The following is a 17941-nucleotide window of genomic DNA, read 5'->3' on the forward strand; positions in this document are numbered from 1 at the left end:
GCACAATCTTTTCATCGAGGGCAGATTTTAGGATAAAAAAGTTTCCTGTAAATAACTCCAAAGCATCTTTCCTTCAATTTCCTCAATCAATGCACATGATCGGCGGATGAGCACACTGGAAGATTTGGTGTGTTTTTCAGTATAGCTGAGCACAATGGCATTTGGGTGCTGTAAAAGTACCTGCTCATCATAGATTTCAATCTGAAGATCAGGCATTTTTCCTTGATTATTTGCGAACAACCCTTTGACTTCTTGAAGTTTAATCCGTTTTCCTGCTGCACCGATCATTTCAAAATGATCTGCAAAATAATCAATCAGTAGGGGAAGATCTTGTTCTGAATGTTGTCCAGTAAAAATCTTTTCGATCAATACATGCATTGTATGTATACTTTCGATTGCATGTTCTTTTAAAAGTGCCATATCCGTTTCCATTTAAAAATTTTTTATGCTTTATATTTTATTGCAAAAATAAATGTAAAATTCAATATAAATTTAAAAAATATATTTTGGTCAATGATGCCAGTGAACAATAAAAAATTAATTTTCAGATACTTAATTAATTTTTAAATTATTTTTCATACTGAGGTAATTCAGGAATAGCTAAAATAGCAAAAAAGGTATAACTTTATACCTGAATTATTATGGAAAATTCCATGTAAAAATAATAATTATAGGACATGATGATTCACCTTATTGAAGATGACTGGAAAAGGAGATGTGTTCTGGTCACAAGACCCTTCAATAAGAAGACCCATTAGAACAATAGTATGGACAAGGAAGAAAGATGGATACTCATACAACCGAGCCAACAAGGGCTCAATCCAATATATACGCGTGGTATGTGGTTTTACTGTGTATGTTGGCCTATATATTTTCATTTATTGATCGACAGATATTGGCACTGATGATTGAGCCAATTAAAGCTGATCTTGGTCTGTCAGATACCCAGTTTAGCTTATTGCATGGTTTAGCATTTTCATTGTTTTATGCTTTTATGGGCTTACCCCTGGCTTATCTGGCAGATCGATTTTCACGACCAAAAATTATCGCAATTGGTGTGGTTTTCTGGAGTATCGCAACGGCATTTTGTGGGCTGAGTAAAAACTTTATTCAACTGTTTCTAAGCCGTATGGGCGTAGGTGTAGGCGAGGCTGCCTTATCTCCAGCCGCCTATTCGATGTTTAGTGATATGTTCAGTAAGGATAAATTGGGGAGAGCGGTTGCGGTATATTCAATAGGATCTTTTGTTGGCGGCGGTATTGCCTTTCTGGTCGGTGGATATGTGATTGGTTTGCTCAAAAATATGGACACGATACTGATCCCGGTTTTTGGTGCATTAAAAGCCTGGCAGGCCGCTTTTATTATTGTCGGTTTACCGGGAGTATTTATTGGATTATTGGTATTACTCACCGTTAGAGAACCAAAACGTAAAGGGCAACGCTTAAATGCACAAGGTCAAGTGGAAAAAACCAGCATGCGCGATGCTTTCAAATTTATTAAAAAGCATGCACAAACATTTAGATGCCATTATTTGGGTTTCACCTTTTATGCGATGGCGTTGTACTGTTTAATCAGTTGGTCGCCAGCATTTTATATGCGCAAATTTGGACTTACTCCAACAGAAGCAGGCTATATGCTTGGAAGTGTTTTACTGGTGGCAAATATTTTAGGAGTATTCTGCGCAGGATGGTTAAATGACTGGTTTATTCAAAAAGGACGTAAAGATGCACCCATGATTACGGGTGTGATTGGAATTGTCGGCTTAATTTTACCCATGATGATATTTAGCCAAGTCAATCAATTGTGGCTTTCTGTTGTCTTCCTTGTACCTGCAATGTTTTTTGCATCTTTCCCGATGCCAATTTCAACTACAGCAATGCAAATGCTGGCGCCAAACCAACTGCGTGCCCAAATTTCGGCCATTTTTTTGCTGATCAGTAATCTGGTTGCCGTTGGAATAGGTACAACTTTGGTGGCATTAATTACTGATAAAGTCTTTGAAAACCCGTTGATGGTCGGAACTTCATTGACCATTGTTGGAACCATATCATGCATATTGGCGTTTATTTTATTGAAAAAAGGCTGTCAGGCATTCAGTGACAGTATGCAAAGGGAACATGCTTCATGAAATAGCCGTGTTTGATAAACCATCAGCGCCCATTCTTTTGTAATGGGCGCAGCTGTTGATTTGATCAATCCATAACAAGGGAGTGTAATGATGGAAATATCTGTCAAACTGAATCACCTTCATTATCTGGATGAATTTTTATTATTGAAATCCGATGACTATCAGACCATTAAAGCGCAAATCAGCCATTATTTATGTCCGCATCATTTTGATGTTGCCTTAAAAGAGCCCTTGAATACACGCTTAAATGGTTTTAGCTTTGGAAATAATGCGCTATACGATTTGAAATATAGTGCGCCCGTGATGATTACGATTGATGAGCGATCTAACTTTTATTTATTCCGACTTACCCTTGAAGGTCAATGCAAAGTCAGTGTAGCAAATCAACATCTGCTGCAATCCGTTGGAATTATGTCCGTCACACATCCCTATACACGGCAGCAGATTGTCACCAACCAGGACTGTCGCAATATTATTCTAAAATTGTCACAGCATGACGTGGAAGCACAGTTATGTCATATGTTGGGACATTCGGCTCAAGCTCCGCTTCAGTTTGATACTTCGCCATCTTGTACGGCTGAGGGCATGGATGCAGTGATCGAAACGCTCAATTATCTGTGTCATGCCTATTATCATATTCACAATTGGCAGTTTATTTCGAGCAGTTTTACCCAGTATCTGATTGAATTGATTTTACTCAAAATTCCAAACAACTATAGTGAGCGGCTGCGTATTCAAGGTCAGCAGCTTTTACCACGTTATCTAAAAAAAGCCCAACAGTATATTCAAGATCAATTACAGCAACCAATTTCATTATCCAGTTTGAGCCAACACTGTGATGTGTCGATCCGTACATTGCAAAAAGGCTTTGGACAATATTTACAGCAAACACCTGTGGAATATATCCGTGAGCAACGATTAAAACATGTCCATCAGGCTTTGCAAGCGACACAAGTCAATGAAACGGTTACAGATATTTTATTGCGTTACGGTATCCAGAGTTTTGGACATTTTTCAACAATTTATAAAAAACGTTATGGCTGTTCGCCCTCTCAGACCTTAAAAATGAATGTTCCGCTCAACTAAAAATGCCTGCGTAAATTGAATAAGCACTGCGCATTTGGATAAGCCAGATGTTTATGTCTGACCTATGATGAATTGAAAGAGAATCATCAGGAGAGATCATGAAAATTACAGTACTCGGCGGTGGGCATGGATGCTATGCAGCTGCAGCAGAAATGGCAGAAAAAGGGCATGATGTGGTGTTATGGCGCCGTGATTCAACAGCGTTAAATCAATTCGCCATGACAGGTCAATTGAAAGTGAAGGATTATCAGGGAGATCGAACCTTAACAGTCGGCTTTGAACAGAGCCAGATCAACTTGACTCATGACTTACAGGATGCCATTCAGCATGCAGAATTAATCATTATTCCTCTGCCAGCCACAACACATGAAGATTTAGCACAACAAGCGGCAAAATTTTTTCAAGCTGGGCAGGTGGTGTTTTTGCCTCCTGCGACATTTGGCAGTTTTATTTTTGCCAAAGCCATGCGGGATGCGGGGAATCATGCAGAAGTGGCTTTCGCAGAAACCGGGACTTTACCGTATTTGGTGCGTAAACATGGGGTCAATCAAATTGTAATCAGTGGTTATGCCACGAGATTGCCGACGGGTGTGTTTCCAAGAGCATTGTCAGAACATGCTTTTCGACAGCTGAAACAGGCTTATCCAAGTGTAGAGCCGATTGAAGATGGTTTGAGCGGAGCTTTGATGAATGCCGGACCAATCATTCATCCCCCTTTGATTCTCATGAATGCTGGACCATTGGAGCATTTTGAAGCTTGGGATATTCACAATGAAGGTACGCAGCCTTCAATTCGACGTGTGACCAATCAACTGGATGCTGAGCGAATGCAGGTCCGTGAAGCATTGGGTTATGCTGCACCTCATTTCCCTTTGGCGGATCACTACAATCAAGCTGATGAGGGAGATGAATGGATGTATGGGCGAGGTGCTCATGGCAAATTAACCGATAGTGGCGATTGGCGAGAAGATATTGATCTAAAGTCGCACCGTTATATGTTGGAAGACACGCGTTTGGGACTATCCTTTTTAGTTTCGGTAGGACGCTGGGTCGGTGTCGCAACCCCTGTCGCGGAAGGTTTACTGAATATAGCTTCTGCAATTACTGGAAAAGATTTATATCAGGAAGGTCGAACATTTGAAAATTTAGGGCTTGCCGATCACAGTAAAGCAGCGTTGCAAGCGATGTTGTTGCAAGGAGTTTAGTATGGGCAAAATTTCAAAGATTGCAATATTGGGTGCGGGGAGAATGGGCAAAGCGATGGCGATTGCTTTTGCCTACGCTGGGCTGAGGGTGGCGTTAATTGATGCAAGACAACGAAGTGAAGATGATTTCCTAAACTATCGCATTCAAATTCAGGATGATCTTGAGCAAGAGGTTGCATTACTTGGGAAAATTAATTTTATTCAATCTGAGCAACACGTTTTTATACTGGAGAAGATTGATATTTTAAGCCGAGATGCATCGGTTGGAGTCTTATCGAATTGTGATTTATTACTTGAAGCTGTTCCAGAAGTAAAACAACTCAAACAGGAAGTTTTTGCATGGCTAGACTCCTGTATTTTAGCCAATTGTATCGTCGCTTCGACAACATCTACCTTTTTGGTTAGCGATATTGCGCAAATGATTTCGCATCCTGCAAGAGTGATCAATGCACACTGGTTAAATCCTGCTTATCTGATGCCCTTGGTGGAATTAAGCCGTTCTGAACAAACTTCCGATGAAGCGGTAACCGATTTAAAAAACTTTTTTCATGCCATGGGCAAAGTTCCTGTGGTATGTAACGCGAAAGCCGGTTATATCGTGCCGCGGATTCAAGCATTGGCAATGAATGAAGCAGCAAGAATGCTCGAAGAAGGTGTAGCCTCGGCAGAAGATATTGATATTGCCATTCGCACAGGTTTTGGTTTGCGCTTTTCTGTCTTGGGACTATTGGAATTCATTGATTGGGGAGGAGGTGATATTTTGTATTATGCCTCACAATATTTGCAAAAGGAGTTGGGGAATCGCTTTCAAACACCTGAAATCATTACTGAAAACATGCGTCGACAACACAATGGCTTACGTGAAAAACAAGGCTTTTATAATTATGATCAGGTTGATATTGCTGCTTATAAACAGCAGGTGTTACATCGATTTGCAGATCGAATCACCCACCACGATTTAAAACCGCATTTTAATATTTTACAGCATGACGCAGTTTAAACTTTGATGTTCAGCTCATCTCTATAGAGATGAGCTTTTACGATCATGTTTAACTCGAAGGCATAAGATTGAACAGTTTTTTAAGTTGGGCATTTAATTGATGAAGTTCTTCATCTTCAAAGGCATTTAGAATCCCCGACAAAGTCACTTGGCTGATTTGATTAATTTGTTCCACCAGTTCTTTTCCTTTATCGGTCAGTTTGACCATAGAGATCCGTTCGTCAGCCTCAGATGAAAAAACTTGCACAATATCGTCTTCAACTAAACGATAAATCGCTTTGGTTGCCGTGGTTAATTTCAGGGTAGAGAGATTGGCAATCTCTGTAATACTGGCTTGCTCTAAAGCATTTGTGCTCAAGATAATTTTACGGCGAGTGTTGTCTATACCTAATTTTTTAATCGATTTTTCAATAAGCTGCGTGTATTTCCCGTTAACTTGCGAGATCCAGAAAAAAGGATAGCTTTGTAAACTGCTTGGTTCATTGTTAGGTAGGAATTGTTCTAAATGAGTCAGCATAGCCAAGTAATAACTTTATAAAAATGGACATTTCTCATTATACAAAAATTAAATTTTTTTTTCTTTGCTGTTTATCAATAAAAATAGCTTGACAATTACATTACTTTTTCCGATATTTGTATTAACTATAAAAATACATGGAAAAGTGAATGAATATTGTTGTACAAGAGGTACGAAAAGGCACCGGTGCTTTGAAAGTGATGGTGAAAGATTCCATTGACATTCAAGGCATGAAAACGATGTCAGGTAGCCAAGCGTTGATGGATACACCTGCTGCAACTGCAAATGCAGAAGTTGTGGAGCTTATTTTGGCTGCTGATTGTCAAATCACGGCGAAAACCAATTTGCATGAACTTGCCTTTGGGATTACCGGTATCAATCACAGCTTTGGCACTGCGCTTAATCCTAAATATCCAGACCTGATTCCCGGCGGTTCATCAAGCGGTTCTGCGGCAGCCATAGCAGCAGGTTTGGCTGATTTTACACTGGGTACCGATACCGGCGGTTCAATCCGTATGCCTGCAGCATGTTGCGGGGTATATGGTTTAAAACCAACCTTTGATCGAGTGAGTCGTAAAGGTGTGCATCCAACAGTGAGTTCTTTGGACTGTGTTGGACCATTTGCAATGTCAGTCAGCATGATTGAAACAGCAATGCAAATTATTGATCCAAGCTTCCATCCTTTAGCTGAATTAACTCAGGCACCAAAACTCGCTTGGCTTGATGTAAGAGCGGATACTGAAGTGATTGAATGTATTCAGGATTATCTTGATCAAGCTGATTTGCCGTTGACTTCTGTGAAATCAGAATGGTTTGACTCGGCTTTCGAGGCGGGTATGCAAGTCATCAATTATGAGAATTGGCAGGCATATGCAGCTTTAACCGAAACCGGATTGGTCGGTGCAGATGTCAACGCTCGATTACTCAAAGCTGCCCAAACAACATTGCAACAAGTGCAGCAAGCAGAACAGATAAAAGCCAAGTTTAAGGCTGAAATCGATGCTTTATTGACACAATTTGATGCCTTGATTTTACCGACCCTGCCACAGATTCCACCCAAAGTAAGTGAAGCAGAAAATACAGTGGCGTTCTTGAATTTAACGGGCTTGGTTCGTCCTTTTAATTTATCGGGACATCCAGCGATTTCAATACCGCTACAAACAGCGTCAGGTTTACCTGTCGGTTTACAAATCGTGGCAAAACAAAATGCAGATGAGCATGTCTGTGCAATTGCGAAATATATCGTTGAGGCAGCGCAATAAATTACAAGGAAGCGGGTAATGAATCAGTTAGCGACAAAGGATTTTGTTATGGATACAAAAACAGCAGAATTAGACGCTTTATGTCTGGAAATACGGGAGCGTGCTTGTACAGGTGAGTTCGATAATCAAGCATATGTCAGTCAGGACATTATCGAGAAACTTAAACACATCGGTGTGTATCGTGCTTTGGTTCCGAAACGCTTTGGCGGCAATGAATGGTCACCAAAACAGTTTTGTGAATTGATTGAAAAATTGTCTAAAGCGGATGGCTCAGTAGGTTGGGTAGCAAGCTTTGGGATGAGTCCTGCATATTTAGGCAGTTTGCCTGAAGCAACGCTTGAGCAGTTATACCAAGACAGTCCCGATATCGTTTTTGCAGGAGGGATTTTTCCGCCACAACCAGCGGAAATGACTGAACAAGGCGTTGTGGTCAGCGGGCGCTGGAAATTTTCCAGTGGCTGCATGGGGGCAGATATCGTAGGGGTCGGGATTTCACCACAGAAAAATAATGAAACTCAGGGTTTACCCCGTATGGCAGTCATGCCTGCGCAACAGGCGCAAATCGAAATGACGTGGGATACTGTGGGACTCAAAGGTACAGGTAGTCATGATTTGGTGGTGAAAAATGTTCTGGTCGCAAAAGAATGGACTTTTGTTCGCGGTGAGCCATCGAAGTTGTCCGAACCATTTTTTAAATATCCCTCACTGTCACTGGCAACACAGGTTTTAACTGTGGTGGGAATTGGTGTAGCGGCAGCAGCAATTGAAGAGTTTCAAAAGCTTGCACCGGGTAAAGCTTCCATTACGGGTGGGGCTGAAATTGCCCATCGTCCCATCACCCAATACGAATTTGCTCAGGCTGAAGCAGAATTTAAAGCAGCACGGGTTTGGTTCTATGACACTATGCAAATCGTTTGGAATGAAATACTTGCTGAACGTACACCCACAGCAGAGCAGGTGAGCGATATGCGATTGTCATGTACCCATGTGGCAAGAGTCTGCGCACGTGTAACACGTAAAATCCAAATGTTGGCAGGTATGACTGCAATCTATACCCACAATCCCTTTAGCCGTTTCGTTAACGATACCAATGTAGTGACCCAGCATGCCTTTATGGGGGATGCCACTTTACAGAATGCTGCTTTGGTGAGCTTCGGAATGAAACCAACACCGGGTTATCTATAGTTTGATAAATAGCATGAGACAACAGTACAGGGACCGAGCAGAGATGAATGATCAATCCGTTTTACAGCATCTTATACAGCGGATACAGCACCTTGAAGCACAAAATGCAATTCGTAACTGTATCAACCGCTATATGGAAATTTGTGATGGCTTAAATGCCAATACTGATCTGGATGAACTCATGGATTTATTTGACCCAGACAGTATATGGGAAGGGATTGGTGAAAAATATGCCCAATCTTTTGGACGTTACGATTCTTGGCAGGCCATTTTTAACATGTTTAAAAGCTATACCCGGAAAGAATCACACTTTGTGATGAATGCGCACTTCCTCAGTTCAGAGCAAATTGAAATGAATGCCGAACAGGCAAATGCAAGTTGGTTGATGTTGCAGACCTCAACTTTCGGCGATGACCAGAGTCATTTAAACGCCGCAAAACTTAGAGTCAAGTTTAAACAGCAAGCCGATGGGCGTTGGAAAATTAAACATTTCCAGACTGAAAATATTTTTAGTCGTCCCGTATCCCACTGGAACAGTACAGCGAAATTGCCAGTACCGTCTCAGCAATAACCTATGGATAGATTGAAAAGGATAATTGATATGAACAGTATTATTCCAATGCAGAACATTGATGTTGATTACAACGATTTGGTTCAAAGTGACCGTGCACATACCTCCTTATATAAAGATGAGCATATCTTTGAACAAGAGATGGAAAAAATTTATTACAGCACTTGGGTCTGGGTAGCCCATGCCAGTGAAATTCCTGAGGGTGGAAGTTATAAGACCATCAATATCGGTCAACAGCCTGTTGTTGTGGTTCGTGATCGCAAAAAGAAAGTTCATGTTCTGTTAAACCGTTGCCGTCATCGTGCAGCAACAGTCTGCGAACATAAAAAGGGCAAGACCAACAGTTTTGTCTGTCCTTATCATGGTTGGAGTTATGCGCTGGATGGCACATTACGTGGTGTACCTTCACCTGAAAGTTATGGAGACTGTCTCGACAAGTCTGAATTCCCCTTGGTGAGTTTAAGGGTCGAAGAATACAATGGCATGATTTTTGCCACGTTTAAACAGGATATTGAACCCTTGGAAGATTTCTTGGGTGCTGCAAAGAAATGGATAGATCTGTTTATGAAGCAAGGTGCAGGCTATCCAATCAAAATATTGGGTGAGCATCGTTTTCGTTTTCCGGGAAACTGGAAAATTCAGTTAGAAAACACCACGGACGCCTATCATTTCCCATTGGTACATAAGTCTTTCTTAAGCTCAGTCGATGAGAAAACAGAACAACTGTTCGATTTTGAAAATCAACCTGGATTTGTCGAAGACTTAGGCAATGGTCACAGTGTCATGGTGATGATTCCTGAACTCGTCGATCTAGAAGAAGAGTTAATGGAGCGACCAATCCAAGAACGCTTTGAAGACTTGGCTCAGGCCTTGCGTGATGAAGGTCATGAAGAACTGGAAGTCCGCCGTATCGTACGTGCTGTTGGCGGATCTGGTTTTAACTTGAATATATTCCCGAACATCGCCTGCTCAATGGCTTTCTTCCGTGTGATGCAACCTATTTCAGCCAAAGAAACTGAAATTCACCACTCTGTCATTACCATGGATGGTGGACCACAGATTGCCAATCAATATCGTTTACGACTACATGAACATTTCCAGGGACCGTTCGGTTTTGGAACTCCAGATGATTCCGAGGCATGGGAACGTGTACAACATGGTGCAAGCGCAGGCAATGACTTATGGATCATGTTAAATCGAGGTCTACCGGGTGAAGTCAAAACTGAAGATGGTTTAAAGAGTGATGTCAGTGCTGAAACAGGCATGCGTGCTGCTTATCAGCAGTGGAAAAAGTTGATGACGGCTTAAGGAGAGTGCCATGAAAATTGATCTAGATTTACTCAATGAAATTACAGCGTTTATCTGGGCTGAGGCTGATATGTTGGATCATTCTGAGCATGATAATTGGTTGGATTTATGGAATGAGGAGGGGGTCTATATCATTCCAATTGATCCAAAACTGACAGATTACGAAAATAACTTGAACTATGCTTATGACGATCATCATATGCGTAAGTTACGTGTGCAGCGCTTGCAAAATGGTGAGGCGATTTCAACTACACCTAAAGCCAATACGGTACGCAGTGTTTCACGCATTCGCATTGTACAAGATCAAGACGGCGAAATAATTTTACGTTGCGCACAAAACTTACGTGAGTTTCGTAAAGAGAGCCTAAAACATTATACCGCCGATGTGACATTCCATTTGGTTCGTGACTCTGAGCATGGGTTTAAAATCAACAGAAAAATTATTAACTTAGTCAACTCGACCGATACCTTGGCGGGTATCAGTTATATCCTCTAGGAGCATGAAAATGAAACAGGTTGTTTTAGTGACAGGTGCTGCTTCTGGACTGGGGAATGTGATTGCCGAATATTTTGCGGCTCAAGGACATCAGGTCATTGTTTCAGCAAGTAGCTTGGAAAAGGCTGAGAATGCCAAAGCACGCAGTGCCTATGCGGAAAATATGTTTGCCTTAAAACTGGATATTTCAGTAGAGGCCGATTTCCATGCAGCAGTACAGTGGATTCAAGAAAAGTTCTCAAAACTGGATGTATTGATTAACAATGCAACTGTAACCAAGGCAACGCCTGTTTTAGAAATTACTGCTGCAGATTTTGACTGGGTGACACAGGTGAACCAACGCGGCACTTTCCAATCTTGTCAGATCATTGGCAAATATATGGCAGATCAGGGTTATGGCCGTATCGTAAATATGGCTTCTTTGGCTGGACAAAATGGTGGAACTGCCACAGGCGCACACTATGCAGCGACCAAAGGTGCAATCGTGACCTTAACCAAAATTTTTGCTAAGGAATTTGCTGCCAAAGGGGTAACGGTGAATGCTATCGCCCCGGGTCCTATGGAATCACCGATTGTACATAGCGTGGTATCTGAGGAAAAAATGGCGCAATTTATTCAAAACATCCCTGTTAGAGCACTGGGGAGTATGACATTTATTGCTGAAACCTGCGCTTTGCTGGCAAGCCCAAGTGCTGCATTTGTGACTGGCGCAACATGGGATATTAACGGTGGATTATTTATGCGTTAAGCCTAGCGCTCAGCACATAATAGGGAGATAAATCATGACGATGCTGTATAACGTGGTGGTCAGAAACCGTCATGTTGAGGGTGGAAATGTTGCAGTAATGGAATTTGAGTCAGCAGATTCAATGGCTTTACCAAAAATTGAAGCAGGTGCGCATATTGATGTGCACTTGCCGAATGGCATGGTACGTCAATACTCACTTTGCCAAAATCCAAATGAGGTGGGTAAGTTTCGATTAGGAATTTTACGGGATCCGGAATCCCGTGGGGGATCAATCTCTGCGTTTGATGATTTAAAAGATGGCATGCAGATTCAGGTCAGTCAGCCCAAAAATCTATTTCCATTGGTTAAAGCCAAACATGCTGTATTGATCGGTGGTGGTATTGGAATCACGCCGTTAATTACAATGGCTTATCAACTGGAACAAGAAGGTGCTTCATTTGAATTGCATTATTGTGGAGCAAGTCCAGAGCACTGCGCTTTCGTTGATGAAATTAAAAATGGGGTATTGGCACCGTTCAGCACTTTCCATTTTAAATCTGAAGGCGCCAATCATCGTGAATTTTTCCAATCAGCCATTCAAGACATTGAAAAAAACAGCCATATCTATACGTGTGGACCTCACGGCTTTATGGATTGGGTGATCAACTTAGCCCTCAGCCAAAATTTTCCTGAACAGCACATTCATAAAGAGTATTTTCAGGTTGAAGTCGAAACAGGCGGAGATGCTTTTGAGGTTGTGGCTGAACGCAGTGGTAAAATTATTATGGTCAATGCTGAAGAAACGATTCTGCAGGCTTTGGCACGAGAAGGCATAGATATCGAAATGTCATGCGAACAGGGGGTATGTGGTACCTGTATGTGCGATGTGATTGAAGGCGAACCTGACCATCGTGATGTGTATTTTACAGATGAAGAAAAGGCCAGCAATGAACAGATACTGGTGTGTTGTTCTCGTTCTAAGTCAGCAAGGTTGGTCCTGGATATTTAATCAGTTGGATTAAACCACGATATAGAGATGACAAAGATAGGACATCAAATAGGATAAAAGATTCAGGAGAGAATAATGAATTCACGACAATCAATGGATGAAATCAGCATAGATCCGATGCAGTTTAGACGTGCATTGGGAAACTTTGCAACTGGTGTGACCATCGTTACCGCACAAAACGATCAAGGCGAGAAAGTGGGCGTCACTGCAAATAGCTTTAACTCCGTGTCCTTGGACCCGCCTTTAATTTTATGGAGTATCGATAAGAAATCATCCAGTTTTTCTGTATTTGAACAAGCGACTCATTTTGCTGTGAATATTTTATCAGGTTCTCAAATTGAGTTATCCAACAAATTTTCACGCCGTAATATTGATAAATACGAGGGAACAAGTTATCAGACAGGTGCAGGAAAGGCGCCGGTTTTAGACCACTGTTCAGCTGTGTTTGAATGTGAGCGACATGCAATTATTGAAGGGGGGGATCATTGGATTATTATCGGAAAGGTGGTGAAGTTTCATGATCAGGGGCGCAGCCCTTTGGTTTATCACCAAGGTGCTTATTCTGGAGTCATTCCACACCCTTTGCTTCAGTTGAAAGACACTGTTCAAGCAGAACCAGAGGATTTAGGGCAACTTCATCAAGGACATTTATACAGTAACGTGTGTTATCTGATGAGTCGGGCGTTTAAATTTTATCAAACAGATTATATTCCTAAGCAGCTCGTGACAGGGTTCCGGACCAGTGAAGCCCGTTTATTGTTGGTATTGGGAAGTGGAACCGCTTCGAATAAAGCAGATTTACCACGCGATATTGCCATGCCTATGCGTGAAGTTGAACAGGCTGCAACAATTCTTAAAAAAGATGGTTTAATGATTGAAAGTGATGGTTTTTTCAAGCTGACAGAAAAGGGCAAGAAAACAGCACATTATTTATTTGATATTGCGGACAGTCATCAAAATGAGGTTTTTGAGAAATATCCTGAACAAGAGAAGGAAGTATTTATAAAAATCTTAAAGGATATTGCAGGAATAGCATGAGACTTTAGGAGCCGACAAACTTGTCAATGAGCTTGTCGGCAGTTTGAATATTGAATCTAATCCTATAGTTTTTGTGGGCTAAACTCAGTCAAGCATAATTGTTCACCCTATTCAATCGTTCTATCCGAGGGAAATGGATATGAATCAAGTTCAAAAAAATGAAATGGTGCAGTGGACTGAATGCATCCAAAAAGTCTGCGGTGATTTTGAGACGACTTTTGATAAACACTGTAGTTTATTCATTGGTGAGGTTAAGTTTTTTTTACTGGGAGAAACAGAGGTTGCATTTATTAAAAGTAATGCCAGTCATATTTCCCGCAAAAGCGGCATACCAGATCGAGTGAAAGACCGTCTCTGTTTTTTGGTGATCCAGTATACAGGCAGAATGCGGATTGCCTATAAGGATCAGAGTATTCAATTAAATGAGGGTGATATTGCATTACTTGATCCAGATGAAACCATAGATATGTACCCACAAGGTTTGTTTAGCCATGTATCAGTGCATTTATCGCGTGAAAAATTGTTTAGACAAGGCATTACTGTGGATCACTTTGGTAAGTTAATTACTTCAAACATGAGTGGACATTTACTGAAGTGCATGTTGCAGAATCTTTCGCCTGAAAAGATCGAACTCTGGTATGCAAAAGAAGATGAGAATGCTTTTGAAGATGCCTTGATCGCTTTGATTAAACCCACCATCAATTATAGAAATATTGAAATTTCAGATCATCTTAAATTAAAAGCAGAACGATTTATTTTTGAACACCTTGACCAACAGAACTTAAACGCACAAATGATCGCTGATCATTTAGGCATTTCTCTGCGACATTTGCATCGTTTGTTTGAACATCACCAACAATCAGTTCATAAATTTATTCAAATGCATCGCATTGAAAAAATTCAATATGAGTTAAAAGATAATAAAAATAAAAGCTTGTCAATCACTGAAATTGCTTTGAAGTGCGGTTTTGGTGACAGTGCCCATTTTTCTAAGCTATTCCGTAAGATCGTCGGGATAACACCCAAAGCATATCGCCTCAAAATTTAACCGCAGCTGTGCATGTCACAATTTTGCACCCTATTTGTCACGTTTGAACAAGAATCAGCCAGCCAGTCGTGATCAAATCTTAGTCATGGAAATGAATGCGTAGGGATGCATGATGAACAACGACTATGACTATATCATTATCGGGGCAGGCTCAGCGGGCTGTGTAGTAGCCACACGATTATTACAAGCAAAAGCGGGACGTGTGTTGGTCTTAGAGGCCGGAACCAGAGACAGTAGTCTATTCCATACGATTCCGGCAACAGTGATCAAAGTTTTTCAACAAAAATCATGGCCGTATATGACGGTTCCGCAGCAGCACTGTAATCATCGTGAAATGATTCTTGCACAAGGTAAAGTCCTTGGTGGGGGAAGTTCAGTCAATGGTATGGTGTACTGTCGTGGACAACGACAGGATTATGACTTATGGGCATCTGACTGGGGCTGTGATCAATGGTCTTATCAAGACGTATTGCCATTTTTTAAAAAAGCAGAAAAGAATGAAAGTCTTGCAGATCAATATCATGGTCAAAGCGGTATTTTACCTGTCAGTGAAAATCGCTACCGTCATCCGCTGACTCTGGCTTGCATCCGCGCCGGTCAACAAATGGGAATGAACTATGTCAACGATATCAATGGTTGGGATCAGGCAGGTGTTGGCTTTTATCAGACGACTACACAAAATGGTGAACGAGCCAGTACTTCAAAAACCTATTTAAAATCAGTTGAACATCATCCAAATATCACAATCGTGACTGATGCTTTGGTTCATAAAATTGAAATCCAAAATCATCAAGCCACAGGCGTAACATATAGTACGGCAGGTCAAGCAACCACAACTGCCAATGTACGTAAAGAAGTAATTGTGAGTGCAGGCGCAATTGGCAGTCCAAAAGTGTTATTACTTTCAGGGATTGGTCCAAAACAGCATCTAGATAAACTTGGTATTCATTGTATTCAGGATCTGCCTGTTGGTGAAAATTTTCATGATCATCTGCATATGTCAGTAAATGCGACGGTGACGACACAGAACAGTTTACTTGGAGAAGATCAAGGCTTAAAAGCTGTACGACATTTTTTACAATGGCGTTTTACCCGTTCAGGCTTACTCACTTCCAATATTCTGGAAGGTGGGGGTTTTATTGACACCAACAGTAATGGTCGACCAGATGTGCAGTTCCATTTTTTACCCGTATTGGACAACTTTGATAATACCCCAGGAGAAAAATCTGCGGCACAAGCACATGGACTGACGATTAAAGTGGGGCATGTACAACCGAAAGCACGTGGATACATACGTTTAAGCAGCAAAGATCCGAACGCATTACCGATCATTGATCCAAATTATTTAGGACATCAGGATGATATTGACGCCAACATCCGTGCTGTACAGGCCGGGCTACGTTTATTACAACAGCCTGCACTCAAAGCCGTTGTCAAAGAAGTTATTGAACCTGCAAATATTGACCCTGAAAATGTCGACGCGATTAATCAATGGATGCGTCAGAATATAAAAACGGTCTATCACCCAGCAGGCAGTTGCAGAATGGGCAATCAGCCAAAAGACTCAGTGACAGACCAAACTTTGAAAGTACATGGTTTTCAAAATTTACGTGTAATCGATTGCTCCATATGTCCACAAGTTCCAAGCGGGAATACCAATGCAATTGCAATCATGATTGGTGAGCGGGGCGCTGATTTTATTCTCAATCACTGAATTGAATATCGATCAAGCATGTCACTTGATCACCAATCTTTTTTGTAGAATACAAAGGACAATAAAATGAGTGAAGTAAAAATCTTAAAGAGTGTTGAAACTTTTTTACAACGACAACATGGTCATTTTATTCATGGTCGACATTTTGAGGTAGACCGTCAGCGCTTAGCCTTGATTAATCCGGCAACTGAACAGACGCTTGCCCATATTGCAATTGGCAACCAACAAGATGTGGATAAAGCAGTACATAGTGCTCAGGATGCTTTTATCAATGCATGGGCCAATACCTCACCCTACGAACGCGGGCAAAAGCTGAACAAATTAGCAGATATGATTGAGTTATATGCAGAAGAACTGGCTCAACTGGAAACCTTGACTACGGGGAAGTTGATTCATTTGGCTCGACATTTGGAAGTTGCTCAATCCGCTGTATTTTTAAGGTATTTTGCAGGGTGGGCAACTAAAATTCATGGTCAGACCATGCAGCCTTCTCTTCCATCCATGAATGGTGAAAAATATACGGCGTATACCATACGTCAACCTGTTGGAGTGGTGGCTGGCATTGTACCCTGGAATTTTTCGTTGATGATTGGGTGCTGGAAAATCGGTTCAGCATTAACAACGGGATGTACCATTGTGCTTAAACCGAGTGAATTTACCACTTTATCTTTATTACGTGTTGCAGAACTTGCGATCGAAGCCGGTATTCCCCAAGGTGTGATTAATGTAGTGACTGGAACAGGCGAAACAGGGCAATATTTAATAAATTCCAAACAGGTTAAAAAAGTTTCATTTACAGGTTCAGTACCGACTGGTATCGAGATTGCCAAGCAAGCGATGATGAATGATCTAACCCGCGTCAGTCTTGAGTTGGGTGGAAAAAATGCCGCAGCAATTTTAGCAGATGCCAATCTTGATGAAATTTTACCCACCTTGTTGCAAGCGACATTCGTACATCAAGGTCAGGTATGTGCTGCTCCAGAACGTTTCTTTGTTCACCAGTCTAAATATGATGAATTTACTCAAAAAATAACCGCAGCACTTCAGCATTTCAAAATTGGTTCACCATTGGATGAATCCACCATATTTGGACCACTTTCCAATAAAGCCCATTTTGAAAAGATCAAACATTATTTTGATATTGCTCAGCAAAATGATCAAATTATTTGTGGTGGTCGAGTAATCCAGGGGACAGGTTATTTTGTCGAACCCACGCTTTTAAAAGTAACAGATGTAGACGATCCGCTTTTTATTGAAGAAACATTTGGACCTGTGGTGGATGTGATTCCATTTGAAAGTGATGAAGAATTAATTTCGATGATGAATCATTCTCGTTTCGGTTTAACCGCGAGTATTTGGAGTAATGACCTTTCAAAAGCATTGCGCCTAATCCCTCAAATTGAAGCGGGTTCGGTTTGGGTCAATATGCATACTTTTTTAGACCCGGCTGTTCCTTTCGGCGGTGTAAAAGCTTCAGGTCTCGGGCGTGAATTTTCTGATGCATTTATCGAAGATTATACTGAATTAAAGTCAGTCATGATCCGTTATTAAAACACACAAAAATATTTAAAGCAGACAAAGCGCATCACAAGATAGGGTTATTCCGCAAGACCTTCAGGAGCGTTTTGTCACAACAATAAGGATATT

Annotated in this window: 17 protein-coding genes; 15 read left to right on the top strand and 2 right to left on the bottom strand. The window is 41.2% G+C overall.

The annotated features are described in order from the left end of the window. Window positions 1–27: 27 nt before the first annotated feature. Entirely contained in the window at window positions 28–420 is a 393-nt protein-coding gene (locus tag IMO47_RS08785; RefSeq protein ID WP_196077450.1) for a DUF4440 domain-containing protein, read from the bottom strand. 364 nt (window positions 421–784) lie between these two features. Between IMO47_RS08785 and IMO47_RS08790 the strand changes: the two genes are divergently transcribed. The 4 genes from IMO47_RS08790 to IMO47_RS08805 all read left to right on the top strand — a co-directional run bounded on the left by IMO47_RS08790 (window position 785) and on the right by IMO47_RS08805 (window position 5419). Continuing rightward, entirely contained in the window at window positions 785–2128 is a 1344-nt protein-coding gene (locus tag IMO47_RS08790; protein ID WP_196075857.1) for an MFS transporter, read from the top strand. 90 nt (window positions 2129–2218) lie between these two features. Beyond that, on the top strand, window positions 2219–3214 hold the full coding sequence (locus IMO47_RS08795) for an AraC family transcriptional regulator (RefSeq protein ID WP_196075859.1): 996 nt from the start codon (window positions 2219–2221) through the stop codon (window positions 3212–3214). A gap of 98 nt (window positions 3215–3312) precedes the next feature. Then, window positions 3313–4419 carry an NAD/NADP-dependent octopine/nopaline dehydrogenase family protein gene (locus IMO47_RS08800; protein WP_196075856.1) on the top strand — a complete coding sequence of 369 codons (1107 nt, stop codon included), beginning with the start codon at window positions 3313–3315 and terminating at the stop codon, window positions 4417–4419. Between the two features lies 1 nt (window position 4420). Then, a complete protein-coding gene (locus IMO47_RS08805) occupies window positions 4421–5419 on the top strand; it encodes a 3-hydroxybutyryl-CoA dehydrogenase (protein WP_196075855.1) in 999 nt (332 codons plus the stop codon). Between the two features lie 49 nt (window positions 5420–5468). On the opposite strand, the gene IMO47_RS08810 is transcribed toward IMO47_RS08805, so the two are convergent. Next, window positions 5469–5936, bottom strand: a complete 468-nt coding sequence (locus tag IMO47_RS08810) for a winged helix DNA-binding protein (protein ID WP_004831289.1) — start codon at window positions 5934–5936, stop codon at window positions 5469–5471. Between the two features lie 149 nt (window positions 5937–6085). Between IMO47_RS08810 and IMO47_RS08815 the strand changes: the two genes are divergently transcribed. From IMO47_RS08815 to IMO47_RS08865, 11 genes are all read left to right on the top strand, one after another. After that, a complete protein-coding gene (locus IMO47_RS08815) occupies window positions 6086–7198 on the top strand; it encodes an amidase (protein WP_196075854.1) in 1113 nt (370 codons plus the stop codon). A gap of 48 nt (window positions 7199–7246) precedes the next feature. Next, window positions 7247–8383 carry an acyl-CoA dehydrogenase family protein gene (locus IMO47_RS08820; RefSeq protein ID WP_227552246.1) on the top strand — a complete coding sequence of 379 codons (1137 nt, stop codon included), beginning with the start codon at window positions 7247–7249 and terminating at the stop codon, window positions 8381–8383. Window positions 8384–8426: 43 nt separating this feature from the next. Beyond that, a complete protein-coding gene (locus IMO47_RS08825; RefSeq protein ID WP_196075852.1) occupies window positions 8427–8954 on the top strand; it encodes a nuclear transport factor 2 family protein in 528 nt (175 codons plus the stop codon). A gap of 30 nt (window positions 8955–8984) precedes the next feature. Then, complete coding sequence (locus IMO47_RS08830; protein ID WP_196075851.1) at window positions 8985–10262, top strand: aromatic ring-hydroxylating dioxygenase subunit alpha; 1278 nt, start codon at window positions 8985–8987, stop codon at window positions 10260–10262. Window positions 10263–10272: 10 nt separating this feature from the next. Beyond that, entirely contained in the window at window positions 10273–10758 is a 486-nt protein-coding gene (locus IMO47_RS08835; RefSeq protein ID WP_196075850.1) for an aromatic-ring-hydroxylating dioxygenase subunit beta, read from the top strand. Window positions 10759–10768: 10 nt separating this feature from the next. After that, complete coding sequence (locus IMO47_RS08840) at window positions 10769–11506, top strand: SDR family NAD(P)-dependent oxidoreductase (RefSeq protein WP_196075849.1); 738 nt, start codon at window positions 10769–10771, stop codon at window positions 11504–11506. A gap of 34 nt (window positions 11507–11540) precedes the next feature. Then, window positions 11541–12494: a PDR/VanB family oxidoreductase gene (locus IMO47_RS08845; RefSeq protein ID WP_196075848.1), complete on the top strand. Its 954-nt coding sequence runs from the start codon at window positions 11541–11543 to the stop codon at window positions 12492–12494. Between the two features lie 72 nt (window positions 12495–12566). Further along, a complete protein-coding gene (locus IMO47_RS08850; protein WP_196075858.1) occupies window positions 12567–13532 on the top strand; it encodes a p-hydroxyphenylacetate 3-hydroxylase reductase component in 966 nt (321 codons plus the stop codon). A gap of 139 nt (window positions 13533–13671) precedes the next feature. Further along, complete coding sequence (gene feaR, locus IMO47_RS08855; protein WP_196075847.1) at window positions 13672–14580, top strand: transcriptional regulator FeaR; 909 nt, start codon at window positions 13672–13674, stop codon at window positions 14578–14580. A gap of 112 nt (window positions 14581–14692) precedes the next feature. Then, window positions 14693–16294, top strand: a complete 1602-nt coding sequence (locus IMO47_RS08860) for a GMC family oxidoreductase N-terminal domain-containing protein (RefSeq protein WP_196075846.1) — start codon at window positions 14693–14695, stop codon at window positions 16292–16294. Window positions 16295–16360: 66 nt separating this feature from the next. Continuing rightward, window positions 16361–17845, top strand: coding sequence for an aldehyde dehydrogenase family protein (locus IMO47_RS08865; RefSeq protein WP_196075845.1), 1485 nt, complete (start codon window positions 16361–16363; stop codon window positions 17843–17845). The last annotated feature ends 96 nt before the right edge of the window (window positions 17846–17941 follow it).

Source organism: Acinetobacter sp. Res13-Abat-PEC15-P4-01, from assembly GCF_015676285.1.
Classification (GTDB): Bacteria; Pseudomonadota; Gammaproteobacteria; order Pseudomonadales; family Moraxellaceae; genus Acinetobacter; species Acinetobacter nematophilus.

What these genes read in the sequence shown, in the direction of transcription:
- IMO47_RS08785 (WP_196077450.1), bottom strand. Translation starts at nt 420, where the DNA reads ATGGCACTTTTAAAAGAACATGCAATCGAAAGTATACATACAATGCAT.
- IMO47_RS08790 (WP_196075857.1), top strand. Translation starts at nt 785, where the DNA reads ATGGATACTCATACAACCGAGCCAACAAGGGCTCAATCCAATATATAC.
- IMO47_RS08795 (WP_196075859.1), top strand. Translation starts at nt 2,219, where the DNA reads ATGGAAATATCTGTCAAACTGAATCACCTTCATTATCTGGATGAATTT.
- IMO47_RS08800 (WP_196075856.1), top strand. Translation starts at nt 3,313, where the DNA reads ATGAAAATTACAGTACTCGGCGGTGGGCATGGATGCTATGCAGCTGCA.
- IMO47_RS08805 (WP_196075855.1), top strand. Translation starts at nt 4,421, where the DNA reads ATGGGCAAAATTTCAAAGATTGCAATATTGGGTGCGGGGAGAATGGGC.
- IMO47_RS08810 (WP_004831289.1), bottom strand. Translation starts at nt 5,936, where the DNA reads ATGCTGACTCATTTAGAACAATTCCTACCTAACAATGAACCAAGCAGT.
- IMO47_RS08815 (WP_196075854.1), top strand. Translation starts at nt 6,086, where the DNA reads ATGAATATTGTTGTACAAGAGGTACGAAAAGGCACCGGTGCTTTGAAA.
- IMO47_RS08820 (WP_227552246.1), top strand. Translation starts at nt 7,247, where the DNA reads ATGGATACAAAAACAGCAGAATTAGACGCTTTATGTCTGGAAATACGG.
- IMO47_RS08825 (WP_196075852.1), top strand. Translation starts at nt 8,427, where the DNA reads ATGAATGATCAATCCGTTTTACAGCATCTTATACAGCGGATACAGCAC.
- IMO47_RS08830 (WP_196075851.1), top strand. Translation starts at nt 8,985, where the DNA reads ATGAACAGTATTATTCCAATGCAGAACATTGATGTTGATTACAACGAT.
- IMO47_RS08835 (WP_196075850.1), top strand. Translation starts at nt 10,273, where the DNA reads ATGAAAATTGATCTAGATTTACTCAATGAAATTACAGCGTTTATCTGG.
- IMO47_RS08840 (WP_196075849.1), top strand. Translation starts at nt 10,769, where the DNA reads ATGAAACAGGTTGTTTTAGTGACAGGTGCTGCTTCTGGACTGGGGAAT.
- IMO47_RS08845 (WP_196075848.1), top strand. Translation starts at nt 11,541, where the DNA reads ATGACGATGCTGTATAACGTGGTGGTCAGAAACCGTCATGTTGAGGGT.
- feaR (WP_196075847.1), top strand. Translation starts at nt 13,672, where the DNA reads ATGAATCAAGTTCAAAAAAATGAAATGGTGCAGTGGACTGAATGCATC.
- IMO47_RS08860 (WP_196075846.1), top strand. Translation starts at nt 14,693, where the DNA reads ATGAACAACGACTATGACTATATCATTATCGGGGCAGGCTCAGCGGGC.
- IMO47_RS08865 (WP_196075845.1), top strand. Translation starts at nt 16,361, where the DNA reads ATGAGTGAAGTAAAAATCTTAAAGAGTGTTGAAACTTTTTTACAACGA.